The sequence below is a fragment of the Achromobacter sp. RTa genome, from assembly GCF_000757485.1.
GTDB lineage: Bacteria > Pseudomonadota > Gammaproteobacteria > Burkholderiales > Burkholderiaceae_B > Achromobacter.
On record NZ_JPYO01000002.1, the window covers coordinates 23,478 to 47,814 of the forward strand.

The window sequence follows — 24,337 nt, forward strand, 5'->3', positions numbered from 1 at the left end:
GAGTCGCCATGTCCCAATCCCTTTTGCGCAGCGCTCCCAGGCATTTCCTGGATTGCGCAAGCTGGCAGGAAAGTGTCAGCGATACCTTCGTTCCCCTGGAAGTGTCCGCCGTTTTTCCCGCGCGTTTCCGCAACAGCGTGGCGGTGGACTCGTTGGGCTGGATGCAGGTCAGCGAACTGCGCAGCAGCGCGCAGCGCGTGCGCCGCAGCAAGCTGCAGGCCGACCAGTCCATGGCGGCGGGCTACAAGGTGACGCTGCAGTTGTCGGGCCGCAGCGAAATCCGCCAGGCCAGGCGCAGCGCCTTGCTGATGCCGGGCGAATGGGGCATCTACGACACGACCCGGCCGTACGAGGTCGATGTGGACGACGGCGCGCATTTTCTGGTGATGCAAGTGCCGGGCAAGCACGTCGAAGCCTGGCAGCCCTTCATGCAGAACGCCGTGGCCCGCCGCTTCAGCGCCCGCCAGGGTTGCGGGCGCATGGCCATGGACCTGCTGCGCGTGGCGCTGACCGAGCACGCGCACCTGTCCGAAAGCGCTTCGCGCGACGCGGCGAACGCCATATTGCAGATGATGGGGCTGAATATCAGCGAGCAGGCCGGCGCATTGGCCGAACAGGACCAGGCCGAGCTGCGCCAGGCGCAATTGCGCCGCGTGCAGCAGCACATACTCGAGAACCTGCACGATCCGGCGCTGTCGCCGGCCAGCGCGGCGGCGGCCTTCCGGGTATCCAGGCGGTATCTGTACAACCTGTTCGCGCAAGCGTCCACCACGCCTGCGGACTTCATCCTCAGCGCCCGGCTGGAGCGCTGCCGCGACACGCTTTGCGATGCGGCGCAGTCGGCGCGGCCGATAGGCGACATCGCCTATCGATTCGGCTTTTCAGACGCCGCGCGTTTCAGCCATGCGTTCCGCAAGCGTTTCGGCGTGTCGCCGTCGGAATGCCGGCGCCAGGAACGCTAGCGCCTGCACAGGGCGGCTGGCTCAATGGGCCGCCCCGGCGGCGGCTGGTCAGAGCTGCTCGTCGTTGATCAGGTCTTCCTTGCCGTAGAACTTCACGCCGATGTGAATGCGGTCGCGGCCTTGCGACCGGCGGTGGCGATTGGTGTCGCGCAGCGAATAGACGCAGCCGCAGTATTCCTGCTGGTAGAAGTTCTCGCGCTTGCTGATTTCGATCATGCGGGCGGAGCCGCCGCCCTTGCGCCAGTTGTAGGTCCAGTAGACCAGGTCGTCGTAGCGCGCCGCGGCGCGTTCGCCGCAGCCGTTGATCTGGTTCATGTCCTTCCAGCGCGAGATGCCCAGCGAGCTGGTGATGGTGTCGAAACCATGCTCGTGCGCGTAGAGCGCGGTGCGTTCGAAACGCATGTCGAAGCAGACGGTGCAGCGTTCGCCGCGTTCAGGCGAATCTTCAAGGCCCTTGACGCGGTCGAACCAGTTGTCCATGTCGTAGTCGGCGTCGATGAATTCGATGCCGTGCTGTTCGGCGAAGCGGATGTTCTCCTGCTTGCGGATTTCGTACTCTTTGACCGGATGGATGTTCGGGTTGTAGAAGTAGATCGAGTAATCGATGCCCGACGCCGTCATGGCTTCCATGACTTCGCCGGAACAGGGCGCGCAGCACGAGTGCAGCAGCACTTTGCTGCGGCCGGCGGGCAGGTCGAGTTTGGGGCGCACGAGATCGGACATGGCTGACAGGCAGGAAAAAGCGGAAAAGTCCTTATTTTACGACGAGTTGCCGCAAGCGCGGCGCTGCCGCGCGCGGCCCCTGGAAAGGACTCATCCCAGCACCGCCGTCCAGAGCTCGCGCACGGCGGCCCGCTCCTCCTGCAGCTGGTCCGGCGGCACGCGCGCTTTTTCCACGCCTTGCAGGCGCAATTGGTGCTGGGCGCGGCGCAGCGTGCGGTAGGCGTCGCCGGCGCGGGCGGCGAGCTCCGGCGCGATCAGGCCCGCTTCGCCCGCCAGGCGCAGCAGGGCGATGTTGCCCAGGTTGCGCACCAGTTCCGGATGCGTGCCCGAATGGCAGAGCACCAGGTACTGGGTGACGAATTCCACGTCGACCATGCCGCCCCGGTCGTGTTTCAGGTCGAACAGCTGGCTGTTATTGGGATGGCCCGCGTTGATCTTTTCGCGCATCGCAAGCACTTCCTCGCGCAGCGCCGCGGCGTCCCGGGGCAGCACGAGGATGTCCTCGCGGATACGTTCGAACCGGGCTCCGATGTCTCCGTCGCCGGCGGCATGGCGCGCCCGGGTCAGCGCCTGGTGCTCCCAGGCCCAGGCATGCTTGTGCTGGTATTGCTCGAAGGCTTCCACGGACACGGCCAGCAGGCCGGCATCGCCGTCCGGCCGCAGGCGCAGGTCCACCTCGTACAGGCGGCCCGAGGAGGTCATGGTCGAAAGCCAGGAGGTCATGCGCCGGCCCAGCTTGGCATAGACCTCGGCGGCATCCTCGCGCGGGTCGTCGAACAGGAACACCAGGTCCAGGTCGGACGCGTAGCCGAGCTCCTTGCCGCCCAGCTTGCCATAGGCGATCACGGCAAAGCGTGGATCGGCGCCTTTCTGGCGGTTCACCAGCGGCCAGGCGCGGCGGATGGTTTCGGTCAGCAGCAGGTCGGCCAGCGCGGACAACTGGTCGGCCAGCTTCTCTACCGTGAGCTCGCCTTCCAGATCCTGCGCCAGCAGCTGGAAGCTGGCCTGGCGTTGCACGTCGCGCATCAGGTTCATCTGCCGTTCGATGTCCGGCTCGCCGTCGGGCAGCTTGCATGCGTCCAGGTCCGCGGTCAGCTGGCGCGCGATCTGGGCGAAGTCCAGCGGCTCGAACAAGGTGCGCCAGTCGATCAGGCTGTCCAGCAGCAGGGGGTGCTGCGTCAGGTACTGGGCGGCCCAGGGGCTGGCCGCGACCATGCGGGCCACGCGGGCCAGGGTGTCGGGGTATTCGGCCAGCAGGGCCAGGTAGGCGCTGCGCTGCGCGATTTTTTCGATCAGGTCGAACAGGCGCACGGCGGCCTCCAGCGGAGCCGGCGTTTGCAGGGCGGCGCGCAGGGCGGCGGGCAGCAGGACGTCCATGCGCTTGCGGCTGCCCTCGGGCAGGCTGCGTATCCGGTGGCTGTTGAGCAGGGTTTCGGTGCGGCGCAAGAGGTCCTGGGCGGACTCGCCGAACGCCTGCCTGATCTGTGCGGCGAGTTCGCAGTTGTCGTCCGGATCGTCATCGGTGGACGGGGCCGGCACGGAGCCCGGCGCGGGCGACGGCTCCTCGGTCTCGCCCATGCCCATGATGCGGAACACGTTGCGGAAAGTCTGCGAGACGAATTCGCGGTGCTCGGCCAGCGTGCTTTCGAAGTCTTCGGGGCTCATTCCAAGCGCGGCGGCCAGGCCGGCTCGCTGGGTGGGATCGCCGGGCAGCAGATGGGTCTGCGCATCTTCGCGGTATTGCAGGGCGTGCTCGGTGCGCCGCAGGTAGCGGTAGGCTTCTTCCAGGCGCCGGGCGTTTTCCTCCGGCATCAGGCCCGCGACGCTCTCTGCATGGAGCGCTTCGAGCAGGCCGCGCTTTTGCAGGGCCGGCATGCGGCCGCCGCGGATCAATTGCGCAAGCTGCACCACGAATTCGATTTCGCGGATGCCGCCGTCTCCCAGCTTGATGTTGTTGGCGCTGTCGATGCCGCTGCGCGCGTGGGCGCGGCGCTGCCAGTCCTGGCGGATGCGCTCGCGCAGGGCGCGCAGGGCGGCCAGGGCATCGAAATCGAAATACTTGCGGTAGACGAAGGGCACGCGCAGGCTTTCCAGCTGCCGCGCCTGGGCGGCGCTGTCGCTGCCTTCGAACGCCTGGGCCGGAATCAGGCGCGCCTTGAGCCAGGCGTAGCGCTCCCATTCGCGGCCCTGGCCGATCAGGTAGTGCTCGAGCGCGTCCAGGCTCCAGGCTAGCGGGCCCGAGTCGCCATCGGGGCGCAGCCGCAGGTCGGTCCGGAAGACCTGCCCGTTGGCGTCCACTTCCGACAGCACGGGCATCATGCGCCGCGTCAGGCGGCCGTAGAACTCGTGATGGCTGATGCGGCGCGGGCCGTCGGTTTCGCCCTCTTCGCCGTACAGCATGATCAGGTCGATGTCGGAGGACACGTTCAGTTCGCAGCCGCCGAGCTTGCCCATGCCCACGATCAACATTTCCTGCGGCTTGCCGGTGGCCGGGTCCCGAGGCACGCCGTGGACGGCCGCCAGTTCGGCCGCCACGCTGCGGTATGCCGCGGCCACGGCGGTATCGGCGAGGGCGGTCATGGCGCCCACGACCTCTTCGAGCGGAGCCTGGCCAGCCAGGTCGCGGACGATGAGCACATTGAAGACGCGCTCGCGCAATTTGCGCAACACCATGCGGCAGGTGTCGACCGGCAGCACGTCGGGAGCGTCCGGCCCGGCCAGCTCGGCGTGCCAGTCGGCAAGGCGGGCGGGCGTGACCGGTTGGGACACGGCCTGTTCGAGCCAGGCGGCCAGGTCCGGATGGGCATCCAGTCGGCGGCGCAGATGGCCGGACCAGGCAAGGGCGGGGGCGAGCAGAGAGGGCGTGGACATGGCGAAAGGGGCGGCGGAATGGGCGCGTTTCAGGTATAAGTGGGGACGATACCGCAAGACAATTCTCCTGCCCACCGATCCGTGTCTGTTTCAAAAAAGGACTCCACGCCGGACCCGCAATGCGGGCCTGTCGCCCCCCAAGGGGGCCGTTCGTCCTGGGCGGGCCCGGCGGCAAGAAAAGCGCTCTGTTGCCTGTTCTGGGTGACGCTGGCCATCTACGGCGTTGCGGCCGCGGGGGTGCTGGGCGTGCGGTACTGGGTTCTTCCAAGAATAGATCAATGGCGCCCGCAGATCGAAGCGTACGCCAGCCAGGCGCTGGGTTCGCGCGTCGAGATCGGGGCCATCGATGCGAACTGGCAAGGGCTGAATCCCCGGCTCGATCTCACTTCCGTCCAGGTCTACGACGACGAGGTCGCCCCGGTGCTGACCTTGCCGTCCGTTTCCGCGGTGCTGGGCTGGCGCAGCATCCTGGCCCTGTCTCCGAAGCTGGTCAGCCTGCAGGTCGAGCGGCCCGATATTTCGCTGCGGCGCGACGCCTCCAACCATCTGTGGGTCGCCGGCCAGGACATAGACCTGAACGCCAGCGATCATGGAGCGGATCTGGACCATCCCGCCCTGCGCTGGCTGGGCGCGCAGCGCGAGCTGCGGGTCCGCGGCGCCACCATCCGCTGGCAGGACGAACTGCGCCAGGCGCCCGAGCTGACGCTTTCGGGAGTGGACTTCCTGGCGCGCAACGGCAGCCTGTCGCATCGCTTCGTGCTCCGCGCCAGGGCGGGCGAGGCATTGGCGCGCAACGTCGATCTGCGCGGAGAGTTCAACCGCAATCTGTTCGCGGTGAATTCGGCGAATCCGGGCAACTGGAGCGGGCAACTCTATGCGCAAGTGGACGACGCCGAGCCTCTCGCCTGGGCGCCCTGGTTCGATCTGCCTCCGGTGGCGGGCCGCGTGAGCGCGCGCGCATGGCTGCAGCTGGAGCGGGGGAAGTTCACGGAACTGACCGCGGATACCGCGGTGCGGGGCGCGCGCTGGTCCGCCGCGGCGGATGGGCCCGGCTTCAACGCCGGTTATGCGCAGGCGCGCATCCAGGGGCTGCCCGGCGATTTCATCCAGTTTGATGGCGTGCCGCTGGCGCGCAGCCCGGGCGCTGCGGACGTGTCCATCAGCGGGAAGGCCGAGCAACTGGCGGTGACGCTGCCGGGCGTGTTCGAAGACCCGACGGTGAGGGCGCGCCACGTCGCGCTGGACGCCAGCATCAAAGGGCCGGATGCGAAACATTGGTTCGTGGACGTTGCCCAGTTGCGACTGGAAAACGACGATATCGACGTCCGCTTCCAAGGCCAATGGCAGCGCGAGGGCAAGACGGCGGCGGGCAGCGTCGATATGCGCGGCACGATGGTGCGCGGCTCCATGCCTGCCATTCATCGCTATCTGCCGCTGGACGTCAATGCGGATGCGCGCGAATGGCTGGCGACCGGCTTGCCGGCCGGCGAGATGCAATCCGCCTCGATCACCCTCAAGGGCGACCTGGATGATTTTCCCTATGGCGATCCCGCCTCGCAGGGCGAGTTCGTCATCGCGGGCGCGTATGCCGGCGCCAAGGTCGACTACGCGCCGGCCCGCGGGCACCGCAAGGGGTGGCCGATGCTGGAGAACCTGTCCGGCAATTTCCGCATCGACAAGGTCAGCCTGGCGTTGGACAGCGCGGGCGGCGCGGTGGCCCACGTCGGGGCCGGCCAGACGGTGACGCTTGGAGCCGTGTCGGCCAGCATCCCCAATATGGAGGAAAACTCCGAACTGCTGCTGACCGGGGACACGTCCGGCAGCGTGCCGGCCTACCTGGCGCTGTCGGCGAACTCGCCCCTGGGCGAGTTGCTGGACGGCGCCCTGGACGAGGCCCGGGGAACCGGGGACTGGCGAGTGGGCTTGAAGCTGAAGGTGCCCCTGCTGAACACGGACGACACCGAGGTCCAGGGCAGCATCCGGTTCGCGGACAACAGTTTCACTTTCATGCCGGAAATGCCCATGCTCAGCCAGATGCGCGGCGACCTGGCGTTTTCGGAGAAGGGCGTCGAGACCAAGGAGATCCGGGCCCAATTCCTGGGCGGGCCGGCCAGGATCTCCGGCCGGCTGGCCCAGGGGTCGGATGCGCTGCGGTTCGAGGGCACGCTGGCCGGGCCGGCGCTGACGCAATTGAGCAACACGCCGTCCATGTCGCGCTTTTCGGGCAGGGCCGCCTACAGGGGCAAGGTTGGCTATCAGCGGGGCGGCGCGGTGGATATCTCGGTCGAGTCTGATCTGGTGGGCATGGCGATCGACATGCCCGCCCCGGTCGGCAAGCCCGCCCAGGCCTCGCAAGCGCTGAAGGTGCAATGGGGCCCTGCCCAGAACCGGGGCGCCCAGAACAGGCGCTGGCTTACCGTCAGCCTGGGTGACGGCGTCAATGCGCTGTTCGAGCGCGCCCCCTCCGAGGGCGTATCTTCCTATTTCACGCGCGGCGCGCTGGGAATCGGCCGGCCGGCCAGCTTGCCGGAGCGGGGGCTCAGCCTGAACGCCAGCCTGCCGGAACTGGACCTGGACGCTTGGGAAAAAGTGTCCGACGGGTTCAGCCCGGTTCCCGGCAAGGGCGGGGCGAAAAGCAGGGCCGCCGCGCGGCCCATGTTGCCCGAGGCCGAACGCATCAGCCTGGCGGCGGGGACGCTGCGCACCAGCGGCTATACGCTCAACGATCTGACCGTCTACGCCACGCGGCCCGGGCCGGCGCAATGGCGTGTGGACCTGCAATCCCGCCAGGCTGCGGGTTCGCTGGAGTGGCGGGAAGCGTCCGGAGCCATCGCCGGGCAGATCACCGCGCGCCTGAAACACCTGTCGTTGGGCGGCGAGGGCGACACCAACGACGCCGATGAGGCGCTGTCGTCCGGCAGCGACCTGTCGGATATACCCGCGATAGACCTGCAAGCCAAGGAATTCAGGCTTTACGGCAAGAACCTGGGTGAGCTCCAGGTGCTGGGAACCAACCTCGAGCGCGGCCACCAATGGCGGCTGGACAAGCTTTCCATCGTCAATGAGGCGGCCTCGCTGAACGCCACCGGCAACTGGCGGCTGGAGGGCGCGGACCGCGGGCTGACCGTGGATGCGTCGGTGAAATACGAGGACATCGGCAAATTCATGGATCGCATCGGCTTCGAAAAGGTGGTCTCCGGCGGCCAGGGCACGATGAAAGGCAAGGCGACGTGGCGCAACCTGCCCTGGACCCACAAGATCGAGGACCTGGCGGGCGAGGTCGACGTCAGCCTGGACAAGGGCCGCTTCATGCACGTCAATTCCCGCACGGCCCGGCTGCTGGAACTGTTGTCCCTGCAGTCGCTGCAACGGCTGGCGAGGCTGGACGTGAACCCGACCAATCTGCTGCGAGACGGCTTTCCCTTCGACACGATCCGCGGCCGGGTAAACGTCAAGGACGGCGTGGCGTCCACCGAGGGCTACAAGATCAACGGGCCCGTTGCCGCGATCGTGCTGGCGGGGGGCGTGAACATCATCCGTGAGCGCTGGGACCTGAAGGCAGTGGTGATCCCCAATCTGGACGCCAGCGGCGCGGCCATGGTGACCGCCCTGGCGGTCAATCCGCTGATCGGCCTGGGCGCGTTCGTGACCCAATGGCTGCTCAAGCAGCCGCTGGCGCGCGCCATGACCATGGAATATGCGGTGACCGGCAGTTGGGATGATCCCAAGATCGAACCGATCGAGTCGGGCGGCAAGCCCGTGGCCGCGGACAAGCAGACCAAGCGCCCCGAGGCGCCCGGCAAGCTGGAAGACTTCCTCGGGAACTAAGCCCTCGATCGAGCGCCGGTCCCAAGGCAATAAAAAGAGGATGCTCCAAGAGCCAGGCCGCACGGAGCCGGCTCAGCCGGTCCGTAGCGGCGCCCCCCCCGGGGAGGAAGCGCGCAGCGCTTCCGGGGGGATCACTTCTTCTTCATCATGTCGAAGAATTCGGCGTTGGTCTTGGTGGCGCGCATCTTGTCCAGGATGAATTCCATGGATTGGACCTCGTCCATGTCGTGGATGAACTTGCGCAGCACCCAGACCTTCTGCAGCAGGTCCGGCGCGATCAGCAGTTCTTCGCGGCGGGTGCCCGACTTGTTCAGGTTGATCGAGGGGTAGACGCGCTTTTCAGCCAGGCGGCGTTCGAGGTGGACTTCGGAGTTGCCGGTGCCCTTGAACTCTTCGTAGATGACCTCGTCCATGCGGCTGCCGGTTTCGATCAGCGCCGTGCCCAGGATGGTCAGCGAACCACCTTCCTCGAGGTTGCGAGCCGCACCGAAGAAGCGCTTGGGGCGCTGCAGCGCATTGGCGTCCACGCCGCCGGTCAGCACCTTGCCGGAGGCCGGCACCACGGTGTTGTAGGCGCGGGCCAGACGGGTGATCGAGTCCAGCAGGATCACGACGTCCTTCTTCATTTCGACCAGGCGCTTGGCCTTTTCGATGACCATTTCGGCGACCTGCACGTGGCGGGTGGCGGGTTCGTCGAAGGTCGACGCCACCACTTCGCCGCGCACCGTGCGCTGCATTTCGGTCACTTCCTCGGGGCGTTCATCCACCAGCAGGACGATCATGACCGCGTCGGGGTAGTTCGTGGTGATGGCGTGCGCGATGTGCTGCATCATCACGGTCTTGCCGGACTTGGGGCTGGCGACGATCAGGCCGCGCTGCCCCATCCCGATGGGGGCGAAGACGTCGAGGATCCGGCCAGTGAGGTTTTCCTCGCTCTTGATGTCGCGTTCCAGGCGGATGACGCGGTTCGGATGCAGCGGCGTCAGGTTCTCGAACATGATGCGATGCTTGATCGCCTCGGGCGCCACGCCGTTGACCTTGTCCACCTTCACCAGCGCGAAATAGCGCTCGCCGTCCTTGGGCGTGCGCACTTCGCCTTCGATCGAGTCGCCGGTATGCAGGTTGAAGCGGCGGATCTGCGAAGGGGAGATATAGATATCGTCCGTGCTGGCCAGGTACGAGGTCTCGGGCGAGCGCAGGAAGCCGAAGCCGTCGGGCAGGACTTCCAGGACGCCGTCGCCGAAGATCTGCTCGCCCTGCTTGGCGCGCCGCTTCATGATGGCGAACATCAGTTCCTGCTTGCGCAGGCGGTTGGCGTTCTCGATTTCGAGGCCGGCGGCCATTTCCAGCAGCTGCGAGACGTGCAGCGCCTTCAGTTCGTTGAGGTGCATCGCGGTGAGTGTTGGGGGAAAAGTAAAGGAGGGTTCTGGCGGCGCGCCACGGACGGGCTCGCGCGGTATTGAATGAGCGCCGCCACCAGGGCGGCGCCTTCGTTCACAGCACGCAGTTTACAACGCGCCGTCCAGGAATGCGGTGAGTTGCGACTTCGACAGCGCGCCAACTTTGGTGGCGGCGGCTTGGCCGTCTTTAAAGAGCATAAGGGTGGGAATGCCACGGATGCCGTACTTGGCGGCGGTGCCCTGGTTTTCGTCCACGTTCAGCTTGGCGATCGTCAGGCGGCCGGCGTATTCGGTGGCGACTTCCTCCAGGATCGGGGCAATCATCTTGCAGGGGCCGCACCAGGCAGCCCAGTAGTCCACCAGCACAGGTTGGCCGGACTTCAACACATCGGCATCGAAGCTTGCGTCACTGACGTTCTTGATTTGGTCGCTCATGATGGTGATTCTCGGTTCGGCAGCAAAAGGCGCGCAAAAAAGGGACGCGCCTTGCCGTTTTTCTTGTTTGTGGAATGGATTAAAGCATACCACTGTCAATAACAACAGGCATACCACTGTTAATAACAACAGGGTTTGCCGGATTTGTGTAGGATGTTGCGGCGCAGTTGTCGCGATCCGGGCCATGCGGCCCCTATGCGCCGGCTGTGACTGTCACCATCCTACCGAATTCGAAGGTGGTCAGGTCGTGCGCATCCCACCGGGAGCCGCGCAGAACCTGGGCTTATCCGTAAAATGTCGGTTTTTTTCCACAGATGTTGGGGATAACTTGGCCACTCCACGTTACACCGAGGCGTCCATTCGCGTCCTGAAGGGGCTGGAGCCCGTGCGCCAGCGCCCGGGCATGTACACCCGAACCGAAAACCCCCTGCACGTCGTGCAGGAGGTCATTGATAACGCCGCAGACGAGGCATTGGCCGGCTACGGCAAGCAGATCCAGGTCACGCTGCACACGGATGGCAGCGTTTCCGTCGAGGACGACGGGCGGGGCATTCCCGTCGGCCTGCATCCCGAAGAGCACGCTCCCGTCGTGGAGCTGGTGTTCACCCGCCTGCACGCGGGCGGCAAGTTCGACAAGGCCGGCGGCGGCGCCTACGCCTTTTCCGGCGGCCTGCACGGCGTCGGCGTTTCCGTCACCAACGCTCTGGCCACGCGGTTGGAAGTCGTGGTGTGGCGGGATGGCGCGGTCAACCGCCTGGTCTTCAAGGGCGGCGATGTCGCCGAGCCCCTGGCTCCGTACGACCAGGGCGGTCGCAAGAAGTCCGGCACCCGCGTGCGCGTCTGGCCGGATGCGAAGTACTTCGACAGCCCCAATATTCCGCTGGGCGAGCTGACGCATCTGCTGCGCAGCAAGGCCGTGCTGCTGCCCGGCGTCAAGGTGTCGCTGGTCAACGAAAAAACGGGCGACACCCGCAACTGGCAGTACCAGGACGGCCTGCGCGGCTATCTGTCCGAGGCGCTGTCGGGGGCGGAGCTGATGGTGCCGTTCTTCGAAGGCCAGCAGTACGCGGGCGCCGACCACGAGAATTTCGCCGAAGGCGAGGGCGCCCAATGGGTGGTGGCCTGGACTGAGGACGGCAACGCCGTGCGCGAGTCCTATGTCAACCTGATCCCGACGCCTGCCGGCGGCACGCACGAGTCGGGCCTGCGCGAAGGCCTGTTCGGCGCGGTCAAGGGCTTCGCCGAATTGCACAGCCTGCTTCCCAAGGGAGTGAAGCTGCTGCCCGAGGACGTCTTCGCGCGCGCCAGTTTCGTGCTCTCGGCCAAGGTGCTGGATCCGCAGTTCCAGGGCCAGATCAAGGAACGCCTGAACAGCCGCGACGCGGTGCGCCTGGTGGGCGGCTTTTCCAAGAGCGCGCTGGACCTGTGGCTGCACAGCAATGTCGAGTACGGCAAGAAGCTGGCCGAACTGGCCATCCGCCAGGCCCAGGCGCGCCAGCGCTCCGCTCAGAAGGTGGAAAAGCGCAAGAGCTCCGGCGTGGCCGTGCTGCCGGGCAAGCTGACCGATTGCGAATCCAGCGATGCGTCGCGCACCGAAGTGTTCCTGGTCGAGGGCGACTCCGCCGGCGGTTCCGCCAAGATGGGCCGCGACAAGGAATTCCAGGCCATCCTGCCGCTGCGCGGCAAGGTGCTGAATTCCTGGGAAGTGGACCGCGACAGGCTGTTCGCCAACAACGAAATCCATGACATTTCCGTCGCCATCGGCGTGGACCCGCATGGTCCCGGCGATACGCCGGACCTGTCCGGCCTGCGCTATGGTCGCATCTGCATCCTGTCCGACGCGGACGTCGACGGTTCGCACATCCAGGTGCTGCTGCTGACGCTGTTCTACCGGCATTTCCCCAAGCTGGTGGAGGCGGGGCATGTCTACGTGGCCAAGCCGCCGCTGTTCCGCCTGGACGTGCCCGCACAGGGCAAGCGCCCGGCCCGCAAGATCTATTGCCTGGACGATGGCGAGCTCGAGGCCGCGCAGGACAAGCTGCGCAAGGAAGGCGTGCGCGAAGGCGCCTGGGCGGTCAGCCGCTTCAAGGGCCTGGGCGAAATGAATCCCGAGCAGCTGTGGGAAACCACCATGAATCCGGACACTCGCCGCCTGCTGCCGGTAGGCTACGGCGACCATACGCCCGAAGACACCACCCGCATGTTCGACATGCTGATGGGCAAGGGCGAGTCCTCGCAGCGCCGCGCCTGGATCGAAGAGAAGGGCAACCTGGCGGAGCTGGACATCTGATGGCCGCTTCCGCGCCCGGCTCCGCCCGCATGGACGTCCAGATGACGGCCGACGACTATGCGGACTTCGCCGTCTACGTGTACAAGCGGCCGGAGCTGCGACGACGCCGCTACCGGTCCCACCTGCGTTTCGCGGTCCTGATGATCGTGGCCCTGCTGGCCTACCTGATCTGGCAGACCTGGGACGGCAAGGGGCCGAACTGGGCGCAGATCCTGCCCGTGTACTTCAAGGGGCTGGCGGTGGGCCTGGGCATCCTGGCGCTGCTGGCGCTGGCCTACGAGTTCGTGCTGCCCTCGCTGGTCAGGATGAACACGCGCCGCATGCTGAAAAGGCAGCCCGACGAGCTGTTCCTGGGCCGCCATCAGCTGGACTTCGGCCCCGACGGCATCACGGATACCACCGCCACCGCCTCGGGGCGGATGGACTGGTCCGATGTGCGCCGGGTCGAGGAAACCCCGGAACACCTTTATGTCATTCTCGGCACCTTGCAGGGCGTGATCATCCCCAAGCGCGGGCAGGACGCCGCCACGCTGGACAGGGTGCGCAGCGAGTTGCGTGCGCATGTCGCCGATACGCAGCTGATGCCGTCCGCGCAGGCGCTTTGACGCCGTTTCGATGAAATTGTCTACCTGAATACATCATGACCGACAGCAATCAACCCGGCTTGTTCGATTCCAACCCGTCTGGCGGCGATGGCGACGGCGACGCCGCCATCACCCTGGCGCGCTATGCGGAACAGGCCTATCTGGACTACGCCGTTTCCGTGGTGCGCGGCCGAGCCCTGCCGGACGTGGGCGACGGGCAGAAGCCCGTGCAGCGCCGTATCCTGTTCGCCATGCAGGCGATGGGCCTGTCCGCCGGCGCCAAGCCTGTGAAGTCCGCGCGCGTCGTGGGCGACGTGCTGGGCAAGTATCACCCGCACGGCGACCAGGCCGCCTATGACGCCATGGTGCGCATGGCGCAGGATTTCTCGCTGCGCTATCCGCTGATCGACGGCCAGGGCAACTTCGGTTCGCGCGACGGCGACAACGCCGCCGCAATGCGGTACACCGAAGCCCGCCTGACGCCCATCGCCAAGCTGCTGCTGGATGAGCTGGACGAAGGCACCGTGGATTTCGTGCCCAACTACGACGGCAGCCAGCAGGAGCCGCAAATGCTGCCGGCGCGCTTGCCCGTGATGCTGCTCAACGGCGCATCGGGCATCGCGGTCGGCATGGCCACCGAGATTCCGCCGCACAACCTGCGCGAAGTGGCCCAGGCCTGCGTGGCGCTCATCCGCCATCCCCAGATGCCGGACGCCGAGCTGCATGCGCTGGTCCCAGGCCCGGACTTCGCGGGCGGCGGCCAGATCATCACCCCGCCCGAAGACATCGCCCAGATCTACTCGTCCGGCCGCGGCTCGCTGAAGGTGCGCGCCCGCTGGCAGTTCGAGGAAATGGCGCGCGGCCAATGGCAGTTGGTGGTCACCGAGCTGCCCCCGGGCACGTCGGGCCAGAAGGTGCTGGAAGAGATCGAGGAGATTACCAATCCCAAGGTCAAGACCGGCAAGAAGAGCCTGACGCCCGAGCAGACCCAGGCCAAGGCGGTGATGCTGAACCTGCTGGACGCGGTGCGCGACGAGTCGGGCAAGGACGCCGCCGTGCGTCTGGTCTTCGAACCCAAGACCTCGCGCGTGGACCGCGATGAATTCGTCAACACGCTGCTGGCGCAGACCAGCATGGAAAGCAGCGCTTCGGTCAACCTGGTGTGCATCGGCACCGACGGGCGGCCGCGCCAGAAGGGCCTGCGCGACATCCTGGTCGAGTGGCTGGCGTTCCGCACCAACACCGTGGTGCGCCGCACGCGCTTCCGCCTGGACAAAGTCATCGACCGCATCCACGTGCTGGAAGGCCGGATGGTCGTCTACCTGAACGTGGATGAAGTGATCCAGACCATCCGCGAATCCGACGAGCCGCGCGCCGCGCTGATGGAACGCTTCAAGCTGTCCGAACGGCAGGCCGAGGACATCCTCGAAATGCGCCTGCGCCAGTTGGCCCGCCTGGAAGGCTTCAAGATCGAACAGGAGCTGGCCGACAAGCGCAAGGAACAGCTCAACCTGCAGGAGCTGCTGGACAATCCTTCCGCGCTCAAGCGTCTGCTGATCAAGGAAATCGAGGCCGACGCCAAGCAATATGGCGACGACCGCCGCACGCTGATCGAGACGGCGGAACGCGCCGTGCTCGAAACCAAGGTGCTGGACGAGCCGGTCACCGTGGTGGTGTCGCAGAAGGGCTGGCTGCGGGCCCGCCAGGGCCACGGCCACGACGCCGCCCAATTCGGTTTCAAGCAGGGCGACGACCTGTATGGGGCATTCGAGTGCCGCACCACCGACACGCTGATCGCCGTGGGCGACAACGGCCGGGTCTATTCCGTGCCGGTCTCCGGGCTGCCCTCGGCGCGCGGCGACGGCCAGCCGGTCACTACCATGATCGACCTGGGGCTGGGCACGCGCATCGTGCATACGATCGCGGCCGCCGCCGACAGCCGCTGGCTGCTGGCGACGCGCGGCGGCTACGGCTTTGCCGCCAAACTGTCCGACATGGTCAGCCGCCAGCGCGCGGGCAAGCAGTTCATCACGCTGGAAGAGGGCGACGAGCTGCTGCGGCCGGTGCCGCTGTTCGCGGGCGCCACGCAGCTCGCGCTGCTGTCGCACAAGGGCAAGTTCCTGGTCTTCGGCCTGGACGAGGTCAAGAGCCTGTCGGGCGGCGGGCGCGGCACCATCCTGATGGGGCTGGACGCTTCCGACAAGCTGGACCAGACCGTGCCGATCGGCGCGGGCGGCCTGCGCGCCGCGGGCATCTACCGCAACAAGCACACCGAGGACATCCTGGCCGGTGACGCGCTTGCTCTCTACGTCGGCAAGCGCGCCCGCAAGGGCAGGGCGCTGGACGTGCGACCCAAGCAGCCGGTGCTGTCGCCGGTGCTGGGCTAGTCCAAGATGTCAGTTTTCCCGGCGGCTGCAGTGAATGGAGCCGCCGGGCGGCTGGCGCAGGTGGACGCGCTGCGCGGCTTCGCGCTGTTCGGCATTCTGGTGGTCAACATCGGGGTATTCGCTTCGCCGTTCTATGGCGCCGGCGTGGCCGACCCGGCATACTCGCGGCCTCTGGACCTGGCCGTGCGATGGTTGATTGCCTGGCTGTTCGAGACCAAGTTCTACCTGTTGTTCTCGTTCCTCTTCGGATACAGCTTTACCTTGCAGATGGCGGCGGCCGAACGCGGCCAGGCCGCCTTTGCGCCCCGATTCCTGCGCCGGCTGGCGGGGTTGGCCGTGTTGGGCGGCGCGCACGCCGTGCTGTTCTACCAGGGCGATATTCTGGTCACCTACGCCCTGCTTGGCCTGGGGTTGCTGCTGTGCCGGCGCATGGCGCCGGCGCGAGCGTTGCGCATCGCGCTGTGGCTCATCGTGCTGGCGTCGCTGGCGTGGGCCTTGCTGGGCGCGCTGGCTTTCCTGGATCCTGTGCCGGCCGATTACGCGGCGCAATACAGGGCGGATGCGCTGTCGGCCATCGAGGCTTACCGGGGCACCATCGGCACGACCATCGCCCAGCACGTGAAGGAACTGGTCGAGGCCGTCTGGTTCACGGTGCTCTTCGTGCAGGGGCCATTCGTCTTCGCCATGTTCCTGGCCGGCTACGCGCTGGGCCGCCGGGAAGCGCTGGCCGACCCCTGGCGCCAGCCTCGCGCGTTGGGCCTGCTGTGCGCGCTGGGCTTGCTGCCGGGGCTCGCGGGCTCGGCGGCGTATGCCACGTCTTCGCAGCCTTTCGCGGGCGCGGCCTGGGAATTGCCGGGGCTGGCGGCCGATCTGCTGACCGCGCCGCTGCTCAGCATGTCATACGCCGCGGCGTTACTCCTGGCCCTGCGCACGCGGTTGGGCGGGCGGCTTGGCGGCTGGCTCGCGCCGGCCGGGCGCATGGCGCTGAGCAATTACCTGATGCAGTCCGTGGTCTGCGCCTTCATTTTTACCGCCTGGGGCTTGCGGCTGTTCGCCGCGGTATCGCCGCTGGCGGCCTTCGGAATGGCTGCGGCCATCTTCGCGGCGCAGCTGCCGCTGTCCGCCTGGTGGCTGCGGCGCCACGCCTACGGCCCGGTGGAGTGGTTCCTGCGCGCGCTCACCATCGGCGCCTGGCCGGCCTGGCGGCGCGCGCGAGAAGGCTGATCAGACTGGCTTGGCGTGCAGCCGGCCCGCGGCGGCGCCTCCGTCTCGACGGCCCTGACGCGCCCACATGCCCGCCAGCAATAGCAGCGCGGGCACGTACACCCAGAAATCGGACCAGCGCTGCGGGTTTGGAGCCTTCACTTCCAGCACGTCCCAGCCTTGTTCCCAGCCGGCGCGCTGGGCGCGGCTGCCGAAGCGCACGCCGCCGATCTGCGTCTGGTCGCCCAGGCTCATCAACGTCAGTCCCGCTTCAGCCAGGCGCTTGCGTCCCGCGTCCTGCCCGCCTGCGTTGTCCGTCAATTCGGGCAGGGCGACCGCGACGGTCTTGGTGAGTTCGTCGCCTTCCAGATTGATTCCGCGCAGCACCACGATGAGTCGCCCGTTGTCGGGCAGAGCCGCGGCGATGGCTTGCATCTCCGACGCCGGCCTGCTTTCGTGGCGCGGCGCGAAATGGTCCATGAACCAGTCCGGGCGGAAGAGCATGAACGTTACCAGCAGCAGGATCCCGACTTCGGCCAGCGTGCAGCGCGAGCGGAACCATCTCATGGTGGCTGCCGCGAAGGTCAGCGAGGCGAGGGTGGCGCCGGCCACGACCAGCGCGAGTTCCCAGCCGTAGTCGACGTCGATCAGCAGCAGCATGGGGTTGAACACGAACATGAAGGGCAGGATGGCCGTGCGCGCTGCGTAGGTGACGCCCTGTATGCCGGTCTTGATCGGATCCTCGCCCGAAATCGCGGCGGCCGCGAAGGTGGCAAGGCCAACCGGCGGCGTGATGTCGGCCATGATGCCGTAGTAGAAAACGAACATGTGCACGGCGATCAGCGGAATGACCAGGCCGTTCTGGGCGCCCAGCTCCACCACGACCGGGGCCATCAATGTCGCCATCAGGATGTAGTTGGCCGTCGTGGGCATGCCCAGCCCCAGGATCAGGCACACCACTGCCGTGAAGATCAGCATGAGCAGCACGTTCCCCATCGACACCAGCTCGACGAAGGCGGTCATGCGCAATCCCAGGCCCGTCAGGGTGATGGCGCCGACGATCAGCCCGGCCGTGCCGCAGGCGATGGCGATGCCGATCATGTTGCGGGCGCCGTCTTCCAGGCCGCCAATGGCGTCGCGCCAGCCCTGGCGCCAGGCCGGGCCGGCGGGTTGCTTGCGGAACCATGCGATCAGCGGGCGCTGGGTCACCATCTGGAACAGCATCGCCATCGCCGCCCAGAATGCGGACAGGCCTGCCGAAAGCTCTTCCACGCTCAGGCACCAGACCAGGATGCCGATGGGGATCAGGAAATACAGCCCGGCGCGCACCGTGGGCCAGGGCTGCGGCCGCACGGGATGGTTGATGTCGATGTCCTGCGGCAGGTCGGGGTGGCGCGCCGCGATGCGCAGCAGCCAAAGATAGAGCGCCGCCAGGATGGCCAGCAGCACCCAGGTGGCGGCAGCGCCCGCCACCGCCTGTATGCCCGTGCCGATCCAGTAGACCGCGCCCATCACCACGAGCGTGCCACTGATGCCCATGCCCCATCCCGCGAGCTTTTGCAGCGGCGTGCGGGCGGGGCCGGACGCCATCATGGGCTGGATCCCGAGTTTCAACGCTTCCAGATGGACGATGTAGAAGAGCGCGATGTAGGAGATCGAGGCCGGCAGGATCGCGTGGCGGATGATGTCGGTATAGGGGATGCCGACATACTCGATCATCAGGAAGGCGGCCGCGCCCATGACGGGCGGCATGATCTGCCCGTTGACCGAGGACGCGGTTTCGATCGCGCCCGCGCGCACGCCGCCGTAGCCGGCCTTTTTCATGAGCGGAATCGTGAAGATGCCGCCCGTCACCACGTTCGCGACCGACGAGGCCGAGACCAGCCCGTTGACGGCCGAGGACACCACGGCCACCTTGGCTGGGCCGCCCCGCAGATGGCCCAGCAGCGCGAACGACACCTGCATCATGTAGTTGCCGGCGCCGCACTTGTCCAGCATGGAGCCCAGCAGCACGAAGATGAAGATGTACGACACCGAAACGCCCAGTGCCACGCCATAGACGCCTTCCGTGGTGAGCCACATGTGGGACATCAGGCGTTCCAGCGATGCGCCCCGGTGGGCCAGCACGTCGGGCAGCCAGGGGCCGGCTAGCGCGTAGGCAACGAACACCAGGCCCAGCACAGTCATGGGCAGGCCCAGGGCGCGGCGCGTCACTTCCAGCAGCAGCACCAGGCCGATGGCGGCCGTGGCCACGTCCATGGTCGTGGGCTGCCCGGGGCGGCCGGCCAGTTCGTTATAGAAAAGGTACAGATAGCTGCCGCAAAAGGCGGCCATCAGCGCCAGCCCCCAGTCGTACCAGGGCATGCGGTCGCGCGCGGAGCGTTTGCTGGCCGGGTACGCCAGGTAGCCTAGGAACATCGCGATGCCCAGGTGCAGCGCGCGCGCCTCGGTGTCGTTGAAAATGCCCCAGTTCAGCGAGAACGGCAGCGGGGACGCGTACCAAAGCTGGAAGGCGGACCAGATCAGCGCGCCGACGGCCAGCGTGGCGCCCGCGACGCCGCGCACGTTGCGGCCTCCGCGGTCGGCGTCGGCGACCAGCTGTTCCAGGTCCGGGGCCGGCGAGTGCGGCTCTTGTGTCATGAATTTCCCCTACATGTCATTGCGCGCGCCACGGTACCGCGCGCGTTGTGCCCTTGCGCGCGTTTGCCGCGGGCAAGGAGCGGCAGCCGCGAGGCCGCGCGCGGCGCGGCCCCTTCCGGCTTGCCGGGCAAGCGGTCCTGCCGCCTTAGAGCAGGCCCTTTTCCTTGAAGTACTTTTCGGCGCCGGGATGCAGGGGCGCCGACAGGCCGTTCTTCACCATGTCCGCGGCCTTAAGGTTGGCGAAGGCGGGGTGCAGCTTCTTGAAGTCGTCGAAGTTATCGAACACGGCCTTGACCACCGTATAGACGGTGGCTTCCGGCACATCGGCCGACGTGACGAAGGTGGCGGTCACGCCGTACGTCTTGGTTTCGGCCGGGTTGTTCGGGTACAGCCCGGCCGGGATCGTCGCGTGGGCGTAGTAGGGGTACTTTTCGACCAGCTTGTCCACCGCGGGGCCCGTCAGCGACACGAGCTTCGCGCCGCAGCTGGTGGTGGGATCCTGGATGTTGGCCGAAGGGTGGCCGACGCCATAGAAGAAGCCGTCGATCTTGCCATCGCACAGCGCGGAGCCATGCTCGTCGGGGCGCAGTTCGGACGCGAGCGAGAAGTCCTTCATCGTCCAGCCCATGGTGGCCAGCAGCTCTTCCATCGAGGCTCGGGTGCCCGAGCCCGGGTTGCCGACGTTGAAGCGCTTGCCCTTCAGGTCCTCGAAGGTCTTGATGTTGGCTTCCTTGCGCGTCACGACGGTGAATGGCTCGGGGTGGATCGAGAAAACGGAGCGCAGCTTGGTAAAGGGGCCGGCCTGCTTGAACTGGCCCTCGCCGCGGTAGGCGTTGTAGCCGACGTCGGACTGCACGACGCCCAGGTCCAGTTCGCCGGCCTTGATGGTGTTGGCGTTGAAAACCGAGCCGCCGGTCGATTCGACCGAGCAGCGGATGCCATGGGAAGAGCGGTCCTTGTTGACGAGGCGGCAGATGGCGCCGCCGGCGGCATAGTAGACGCCGGTGACGCCGCCCGTGCCGATACTGACGAACTTCTGTTGAGCGGCGGCAGGAGCCGGCGCCGCGGACAGCAATGCCGTTGCCAGGCCCGCCGCGGCAAGCGACCAGCCATTGCGTAGGCCCAAGGGGTGTTTGACGGACGTGGTCATGCAAACTCCTTTTGGGGTATTTCCCCGTGAGATTGCCGGTCTTTGCCGGCGGTTGGCGCATCCCGCGAGCCGCGGAACGCCCTGTGCGAATCTTCACGTGCCCGCGCGGGGCGGGCGGAGGCGCGCAGCGGATTTCCCCCCGTTGCGCTGGCAGGCGCGCCTAGGAGCGCGCCTGCGCGATGGCGGCGTCGATGGCGCCCGCCAGGCGTTCAGTCAATTGGTCCAGTTCGTCGTCCGTGACGATGAAGGGTGGAGCGAGCAGCACGTGGTCGCCCTGGCGGCCGTCGATCGTGCCGCCCATCGGATAGACCATCAGCCCGCGCGCCATGGCTTCGCGCTTGATGCGCGCATGCAGCGAGAGCGCGGGATCGAATGTTTGCTTGCTTGCGCGGTCCTGCACCAGTTCCACGCCCATGAACAGGCCGCGGCCTCGGATATCGCCCACGTGAGGGTGGTCTCCCAGGGCTCGCTGGAGCCGTTCGCGCAGGCCCGCGCCTTGCCCGCGCACGCGCGCCAGCAGGCCGTCGCGGCGGATCACGTCCTGCACGGCCAGCGACGCAGCGCAGGCGACCGCGTGGCCGAGATAGGTGTGGCCGTGCTGGAAGAAGCCGCTGCCTTGCTGCATGGCTTGCACGATGCGCTGCTGCGCCATGACGGCGCCGATGGGCTGGTAGCCGCCGCCCAGGCCCTTGGCGATGGTGATCAGGTCGGGCGTCACGTCTTCCTGCTCCACCGCGTACAGCGTGCCGGTACGGCCCATGCCGCACATTACTTCGTCGGCGATCAGCAGCACGCCGTGGCGGTCGCATACCTCGCGGACACGGCGGAAGTAGCCGGGAACCGCCGTGACTGCGCCGGCGGTGGCGCCCACCACGGGCTCGGCCACGAACGCCATGACTGTGCCGGGGCCCAGCCGTTCGAACGTTTGTTCCAGTTCCCGGGCCAGGCGTTCGCCGTATTGCTCGGCGCTTTCGCCTTCGCGCTGGTCGCGGTACGCATAGCAGGGCGAGACGTGTTCCACTTCGATCAGCAGCGGCGCGAATTGCGCGCGGCGCCAGGCGTTGCCGCCCACCGCCAGGGCGCCCAGCGTATTGCCGTGATAGCTCTGCCGGCGCGCCACGATGTGGCGGCGCTCGGGTTGGCCGATTTCGACGAAATACTGCCGGGCCATTTTCAACGCCGCTTCCACCGCTTCCGAGCCGCCCGAGACGAAATAGGCGTGCGAAATGCCTTCCGGCGCGTCGGCGACCAGGCGGTCGGCCAGGCGCTCGGCGACTTCGGTCGTGAAGAAGCTGGTGTGCGCGTAGGCAAGCGCGTCGATTTGCGCATGCATGGCGGCCTGGATGTCGGGGTGGTTGTGCCCCAGGCAGGAAACGGCGGCGCCGCCCGACCCGTCGAGATAGGCGCGGCCAGCGCTGTCATAGACCCATGCGCCCTGGCCGCGTACGGCGACAAGGGGCGTCTGGCGTAGGGAACGATGCAGAACGTGAGTGTTGCTCATGGGGCGATTCCGCGAAGCAGGGGTTGAAGACGAATGCTGGTGTCAGGAGGTCCGGCGGCCTTGCCCGCCGGACCAGTAGATGTTGTCGCTGAGCAGGCGCTGCTCGACTTCGGTCAGGCGGTTGAGCACTTCGTTTCCGCCGCGGGCCGTCAAGCGCGCGATCAGGTGTTCGGCCAGGCCAAGCAGGCCCGCAGTGGTATGGAAGAACGATCCCGGGCCCTGGCGCGCAGGCCGCGCCTGCACGCCGTCGCGGTCCGGCGGGGAGAAGCGCAGCGTATGGCGCGCGTCCACCGCGAGGGGCGACAAGGGGTCGTCGGTCAGCGCGATGATCGCCACGCCGCGTTGGATAGCCTGGCGCGCCAACTGCACGGTGGCGGTGGGGTACGGGGCCTGCGAAATCACGATCAGCGCGTCGCCGACGCCCAGGTTGTCTGCCTGTTCCGCGGGGGCGCCGCCCAGGCCGTCGATCAGCATGCTGTTGCGGCGCACCAGCTGGTAGGCGTAGCGCATCTGGAAGGCGATGCCGAACGCCGAGCGTGTTCCCAGGAAGCCGACCTGCCTCGCCTCCAGCAGGGTCTGCACCGCCGCGTCGAAGGCGGAAGGCGGGTTCAGCGCGCAAACGGAGCTCATGGCCTGGATCTGGTAGTCGGTCAGTACGTCGTGGCCGGGCGGGGCGGGCTCGCCCGCCGCAGCCTGCAGCGCGGCGGCGCGGTCGCGCAGCCCCGGCTTTCCCTTTCCCGCCAGCGCCTGCTGGAAAGGGAGGCGGAAATCTTCGTAGCTGGAGTACCCGATGGCCCGGGCCAGCCTCAGCATCGTCGCGGGGGCGACGCCCAGCGCCTGGGCCTGGCGCCGCATCGACCACAGGCCCACTTCGGCGGGATGGGCCGCGACCCAGCGCGCCGCCCGCTGCAGCTCCGGCGGCAGATGTTCCAGTCTTTCCTGGAGTGCGGGAAGCAGGTCCGGCGGCAGGGACATATCAGTGGCATGTATTTTGAGAAAACACATGATAAATCTGCGAACAATGAAAAAACATATGTTTTTTATAGGGGCTTCCCCCTAGGCTTCCCGTGCGCAGGTGCGCCACTGCGTCTCCGTTCGCAAGTCCATGAATCTTGCTGTCATCCGCAGCAAATTCGTATTCATTTATTTACATCGTGCAGACGGGTTTTTGTTTGACTCGAATAGATCGTGCGCATATCATTCGTATAGAAATGAATCTCACCCACGCTACTTTTTTCTCATGACTGACGCAGCGAAACCCGATCCTTCACAGCAGTACGACCTGCGCATTTTGCGAGCCTTGCGCCGCATCACGCGTTCGATCGCGCTGCATTCGCGCCAACTGTCCGCCGTCAGTCACATCACCGCGCCGCAACTGATGTGCCTGCGCACCGTGATCGGCAACGGCCCCATGACGGCCACCGCCATCAGCCGCGAGATGCACGTCAGTCCCAGCACGGTGGTGGGCATCCTGGATCGCCTGGAAGACAAAGGCTTGATCCGCCGTGAGCGCGGCCGCGAAGACCGCCGCATCGTGTTCGTCACGGCCACGGAAGCGGGGCGTGAACTGGCGCAAGGCGCGCCTTCGCCGCTGCAGAAACACCTTGCCGACGCGCTCAATGCGCTGCCGGAACTCGAACAGGCCACCATCACGCTGTCCCTGGAGCGCATCGTGGCGCTCATGGAACAGGACGGCCAGGCCGCCGCCGACACGCATGGCGATGTGTCGTCGCCCATCCTTGAAGTGCCCACGGGCGGGGCACCCCCAGAATCGGGAATCGTCGCATGAAGAAAAACGAACTGGATAACCCAACCCTCTCAAGTGCCGTGGCGCCGGCGGTCAGCGCGCAGACCCATACCATGCGTCTGCCCGACCGCAAAGACGGCGCCGCCATCCACCGCCTCATTTCCGAGTGCCCGCCACTCGACCTGAATTCCCTCTACGCGTACCTGCTCCTGGCTGAGCACTTCCGCGACACCTGCGTCCTGGCCGAAAGCTCCGGCGGACGTATCGACGGTTTTATCTCCGCTTATGTGATCCCGGCCCGGCCCGACGTTCTGTTCGTCTGGCAGGTCGCGGTGCACACCCGCGCACGCGGCCATCGGTTGGGCCGCGCCATGCTTCGCGAGCTCTTGCGCCGCAAGGGTCTCGAGCATGTCCGCTATCTCGAAACCACGGTGGGGCCTGACAACCAGGCATCGCGCCGCAGCTTCGCCGGCTTGGCCAGCGAACTGGGCGCCCACGTCTCCGAACAGCCGTTCTTCGACCGGCAACTTTTCGGTGGCGCGGACCATGACGACGAGATGTTGTTGAGGATAGGTCCGTTCGCCTTGCCGACCCCCTAGGGGTAGCGCAAGCCCAG

Annotated in this window: 16 protein-coding genes; 8 read left to right on the plus strand and 8 right to left on the minus strand. The window is 66.8% G+C overall.

Translation table 11 applies throughout. The features are described from left to right. The first annotated feature begins 8 nt into the window (after positions 1-8). The gene (locus JL37_RS01125; protein WP_043541406.1) at positions 9-962 is read left to right on the plus strand and encodes a helix-turn-helix domain-containing protein; all 954 of its coding nucleotides are present in this window, start codon (positions 9-11) and stop codon (positions 960-962) included. A 48-nt stretch (positions 963-1,010) separates the two neighbouring features. Here the strand turns inward: JL37_RS01125 and JL37_RS01130 are convergent, their stop codons facing one another. Together JL37_RS01130 and glnE are read right to left on the minus strand one after the other, a co-directional pair. Beyond that, positions 1,011-1,685: an epoxyqueuosine reductase QueH gene (locus JL37_RS01130; protein WP_043541407.1), complete on the minus strand. Its 675-nt coding sequence runs from the start codon at positions 1,683-1,685 to the stop codon at positions 1,011-1,013. 90 nt (positions 1,686-1,775) lie between these two features. Beyond that, positions 1,776-4,556: a bifunctional [glutamate--ammonia ligase]-adenylyl-L-tyrosine phosphorylase/[glutamate--ammonia-ligase] adenylyltransferase gene (glnE, locus tag JL37_RS01135; RefSeq protein WP_043541409.1), complete on the minus strand. Its 2,781-nt coding sequence runs from the start codon at positions 4,554-4,556 to the stop codon at positions 1,776-1,778. 201 nt (positions 4,557-4,757) lie between these two features. On the opposite strand from glnE, the gene JL37_RS01140 reads away from it, so the two are divergent. Next, the gene (locus tag JL37_RS01140; RefSeq protein WP_369798510.1) at positions 4,758-8,384 is read left to right on the plus strand and encodes a YhdP family protein; all 3,627 of its coding nucleotides are present in this window, start codon (positions 4,758-4,760) and stop codon (positions 8,382-8,384) included. A gap of 131 nt (positions 8,385-8,515) precedes the next feature. On the opposite strand, the gene rho is transcribed toward JL37_RS01140, so the two are convergent. Together rho and trxA are read right to left on the minus strand one after the other, a co-directional pair. Further along, positions 8,516-9,775 (minus strand): transcription termination factor Rho, encoded by a 1,260-nt coding sequence (gene rho, locus JL37_RS01145; protein ID WP_043541410.1) that lies wholly within the window; start codon positions 9,773-9,775, stop codon positions 8,516-8,518. Positions 9,776-9,892: 117 nt separating this feature from the next. Continuing rightward, positions 9,893-10,219 carry a thioredoxin TrxA gene (gene trxA / locus JL37_RS01150; protein ID WP_006387817.1) on the minus strand — a complete coding sequence of 109 codons (327 nt, stop codon included), beginning with the start codon at positions 10,217-10,219 and terminating at the stop codon, positions 9,893-9,895. A gap of 328 nt (positions 10,220-10,547) precedes the next feature. Here trxA and parE point away from each other — a divergent pair, with 328 nt between their 5' ends. The 4 genes from parE to JL37_RS01170 are packed head-to-tail and all read left to right on the plus strand — an operon-like array spanning position 10,548 to position 16,704. Next, positions 10,548-12,509 (plus strand): DNA topoisomerase IV subunit B, encoded by a 1,962-nt coding sequence (gene parE, locus JL37_RS01155; RefSeq protein ID WP_043541411.1) that lies wholly within the window; start codon positions 10,548-10,550, stop codon positions 12,507-12,509. Further along, complete coding sequence (locus JL37_RS01160; protein ID WP_043541412.1) at positions 12,509-13,114, plus strand: YcxB family protein; 606 nt, start codon at positions 12,509-12,511, stop codon at positions 13,112-13,114. Before parE ends, JL37_RS01160 begins: the two co-directional genes overlap by 1 nt. Before the next feature lie 35 nt (positions 13,115-13,149). Continuing rightward, entirely contained in the window at positions 13,150-15,480 is a 2,331-nt protein-coding gene (gene parC, locus JL37_RS01165) for a DNA topoisomerase IV subunit A (protein ID WP_043541413.1), read from the plus strand. A 6-nt stretch (positions 15,481-15,486) separates the two neighbouring features. After that, the gene (locus JL37_RS01170) at positions 15,487-16,704 is read left to right on the plus strand and encodes a DUF418 domain-containing protein (RefSeq protein WP_081954941.1); all 1,218 of its coding nucleotides are present in this window, start codon (positions 15,487-15,489) and stop codon (positions 16,702-16,704) included. Here JL37_RS01170 and JL37_RS01175 read toward each other — a convergent pair whose 3' ends face one another. The 4 genes from JL37_RS01175 to JL37_RS01190 form a co-directional block, all read right to left on the minus strand. Continuing rightward, a complete protein-coding gene (locus JL37_RS01175; RefSeq protein WP_043541415.1) occupies positions 16,705-19,323 on the minus strand; it encodes a TRAP transporter fused permease subunit in 2,619 nt (872 codons plus the stop codon). It abuts the gene before it with no gap. 145 nt (positions 19,324-19,468) lie between these two features. After that, positions 19,469-20,473 carry a TAXI family TRAP transporter solute-binding subunit gene (locus JL37_RS01180; protein WP_043541416.1) on the minus strand — a complete coding sequence of 335 codons (1,005 nt, stop codon included), beginning with the start codon at positions 20,471-20,473 and terminating at the stop codon, positions 19,469-19,471. Positions 20,474-20,633: 160 nt separating this feature from the next. Continuing rightward, positions 20,634-21,974, minus strand: coding sequence for an aspartate aminotransferase family protein (locus JL37_RS01185; protein ID WP_043541417.1), 1,341 nt, complete (start codon positions 21,972-21,974; stop codon positions 20,634-20,636). A 42-nt stretch (positions 21,975-22,016) separates the two neighbouring features. Next, entirely contained in the window at positions 22,017-22,949 is a 933-nt protein-coding gene (locus JL37_RS01190) for a MurR/RpiR family transcriptional regulator (protein ID WP_043541418.1), read from the minus strand. Positions 22,950-23,214: 265 nt separating this feature from the next. Between JL37_RS01190 and JL37_RS01195 the strand changes: the two genes are divergently transcribed. Beyond that, positions 23,215-23,763: a MarR family winged helix-turn-helix transcriptional regulator gene (locus JL37_RS01195; protein WP_043541419.1), complete on the plus strand. Its 549-nt coding sequence runs from the start codon at positions 23,215-23,217 to the stop codon at positions 23,761-23,763. Then, on the plus strand, positions 23,760-24,320 hold the full coding sequence (ectA, locus tag JL37_RS01200) for a diaminobutyrate acetyltransferase (RefSeq protein WP_043541422.1): 561 nt from the start codon (positions 23,760-23,762) through the stop codon (positions 24,318-24,320). The genes JL37_RS01195 and ectA overlap by 4 nt, the downstream gene beginning before the upstream one ends. Positions 24,321-24,337: the final 17 nt, after the last annotated feature.

Coding starts and splice junctions, on each gene's coding strand:
- JL37_RS01125 (WP_043541406.1), top strand. CDS start 9: ATGTCCCAATCCCTTTTGCGCAGCGCTCCCAGGCATTTCCTGGATTGC.
- JL37_RS01130 (WP_043541407.1), bottom strand. CDS start 1,685: ATGTCCGATCTCGTGCGCCCCAAACTCGACCTGCCCGCCGGCCGCAGC.
- glnE (WP_043541409.1), bottom strand. CDS start 4,556: ATGTCCACGCCCTCTCTGCTCGCCCCCGCCCTTGCCTGGTCCGGCCAT.
- rho (WP_043541410.1), bottom strand. CDS start 9,775: ATGCACCTCAACGAACTGAAGGCGCTGCACGTCTCGCAGCTGCTGGAA.
- trxA (WP_006387817.1), bottom strand. CDS start 10,219: ATGAGCGACCAAATCAAGAACGTCAGTGACGCAAGCTTCGATGCCGAT.
- JL37_RS01160 (WP_043541412.1), top strand. CDS start 12,509: ATGGCCGCTTCCGCGCCCGGCTCCGCCCGCATGGACGTCCAGATGACG.
- parC (WP_043541413.1), top strand. CDS start 13,150: ATGACCGACAGCAATCAACCCGGCTTGTTCGATTCCAACCCGTCTGGC.
- JL37_RS01170 (WP_081954941.1), top strand. CDS start 15,487: ATGTCAGTTTTCCCGGCGGCTGCAGTGAATGGAGCCGCCGGGCGGCTG.
- JL37_RS01175 (WP_043541415.1), bottom strand. CDS start 19,323: ATGACACAAGAGCCGCACTCGCCGGCCCCGGACCTGGAACAGCTGGTC.
- JL37_RS01180 (WP_043541416.1), bottom strand. CDS start 20,473: ATGACCACGTCCGTCAAACACCCCTTGGGCCTACGCAATGGCTGGTCG.
- JL37_RS01185 (WP_043541417.1), bottom strand. CDS start 21,974: ATGAGCAACACTCACGTTCTGCATCGTTCCCTACGCCAGACGCCCCTT.
- JL37_RS01190 (WP_043541418.1), bottom strand. CDS start 22,949: ATGTCCCTGCCGCCGGACCTGCTTCCCGCACTCCAGGAAAGACTGGAA.
- JL37_RS01195 (WP_043541419.1), top strand. CDS start 23,215: ATGACTGACGCAGCGAAACCCGATCCTTCACAGCAGTACGACCTGCGC.
- ectA (WP_043541422.1), top strand. CDS start 23,760: ATGAAGAAAAACGAACTGGATAACCCAACCCTCTCAAGTGCCGTGGCG.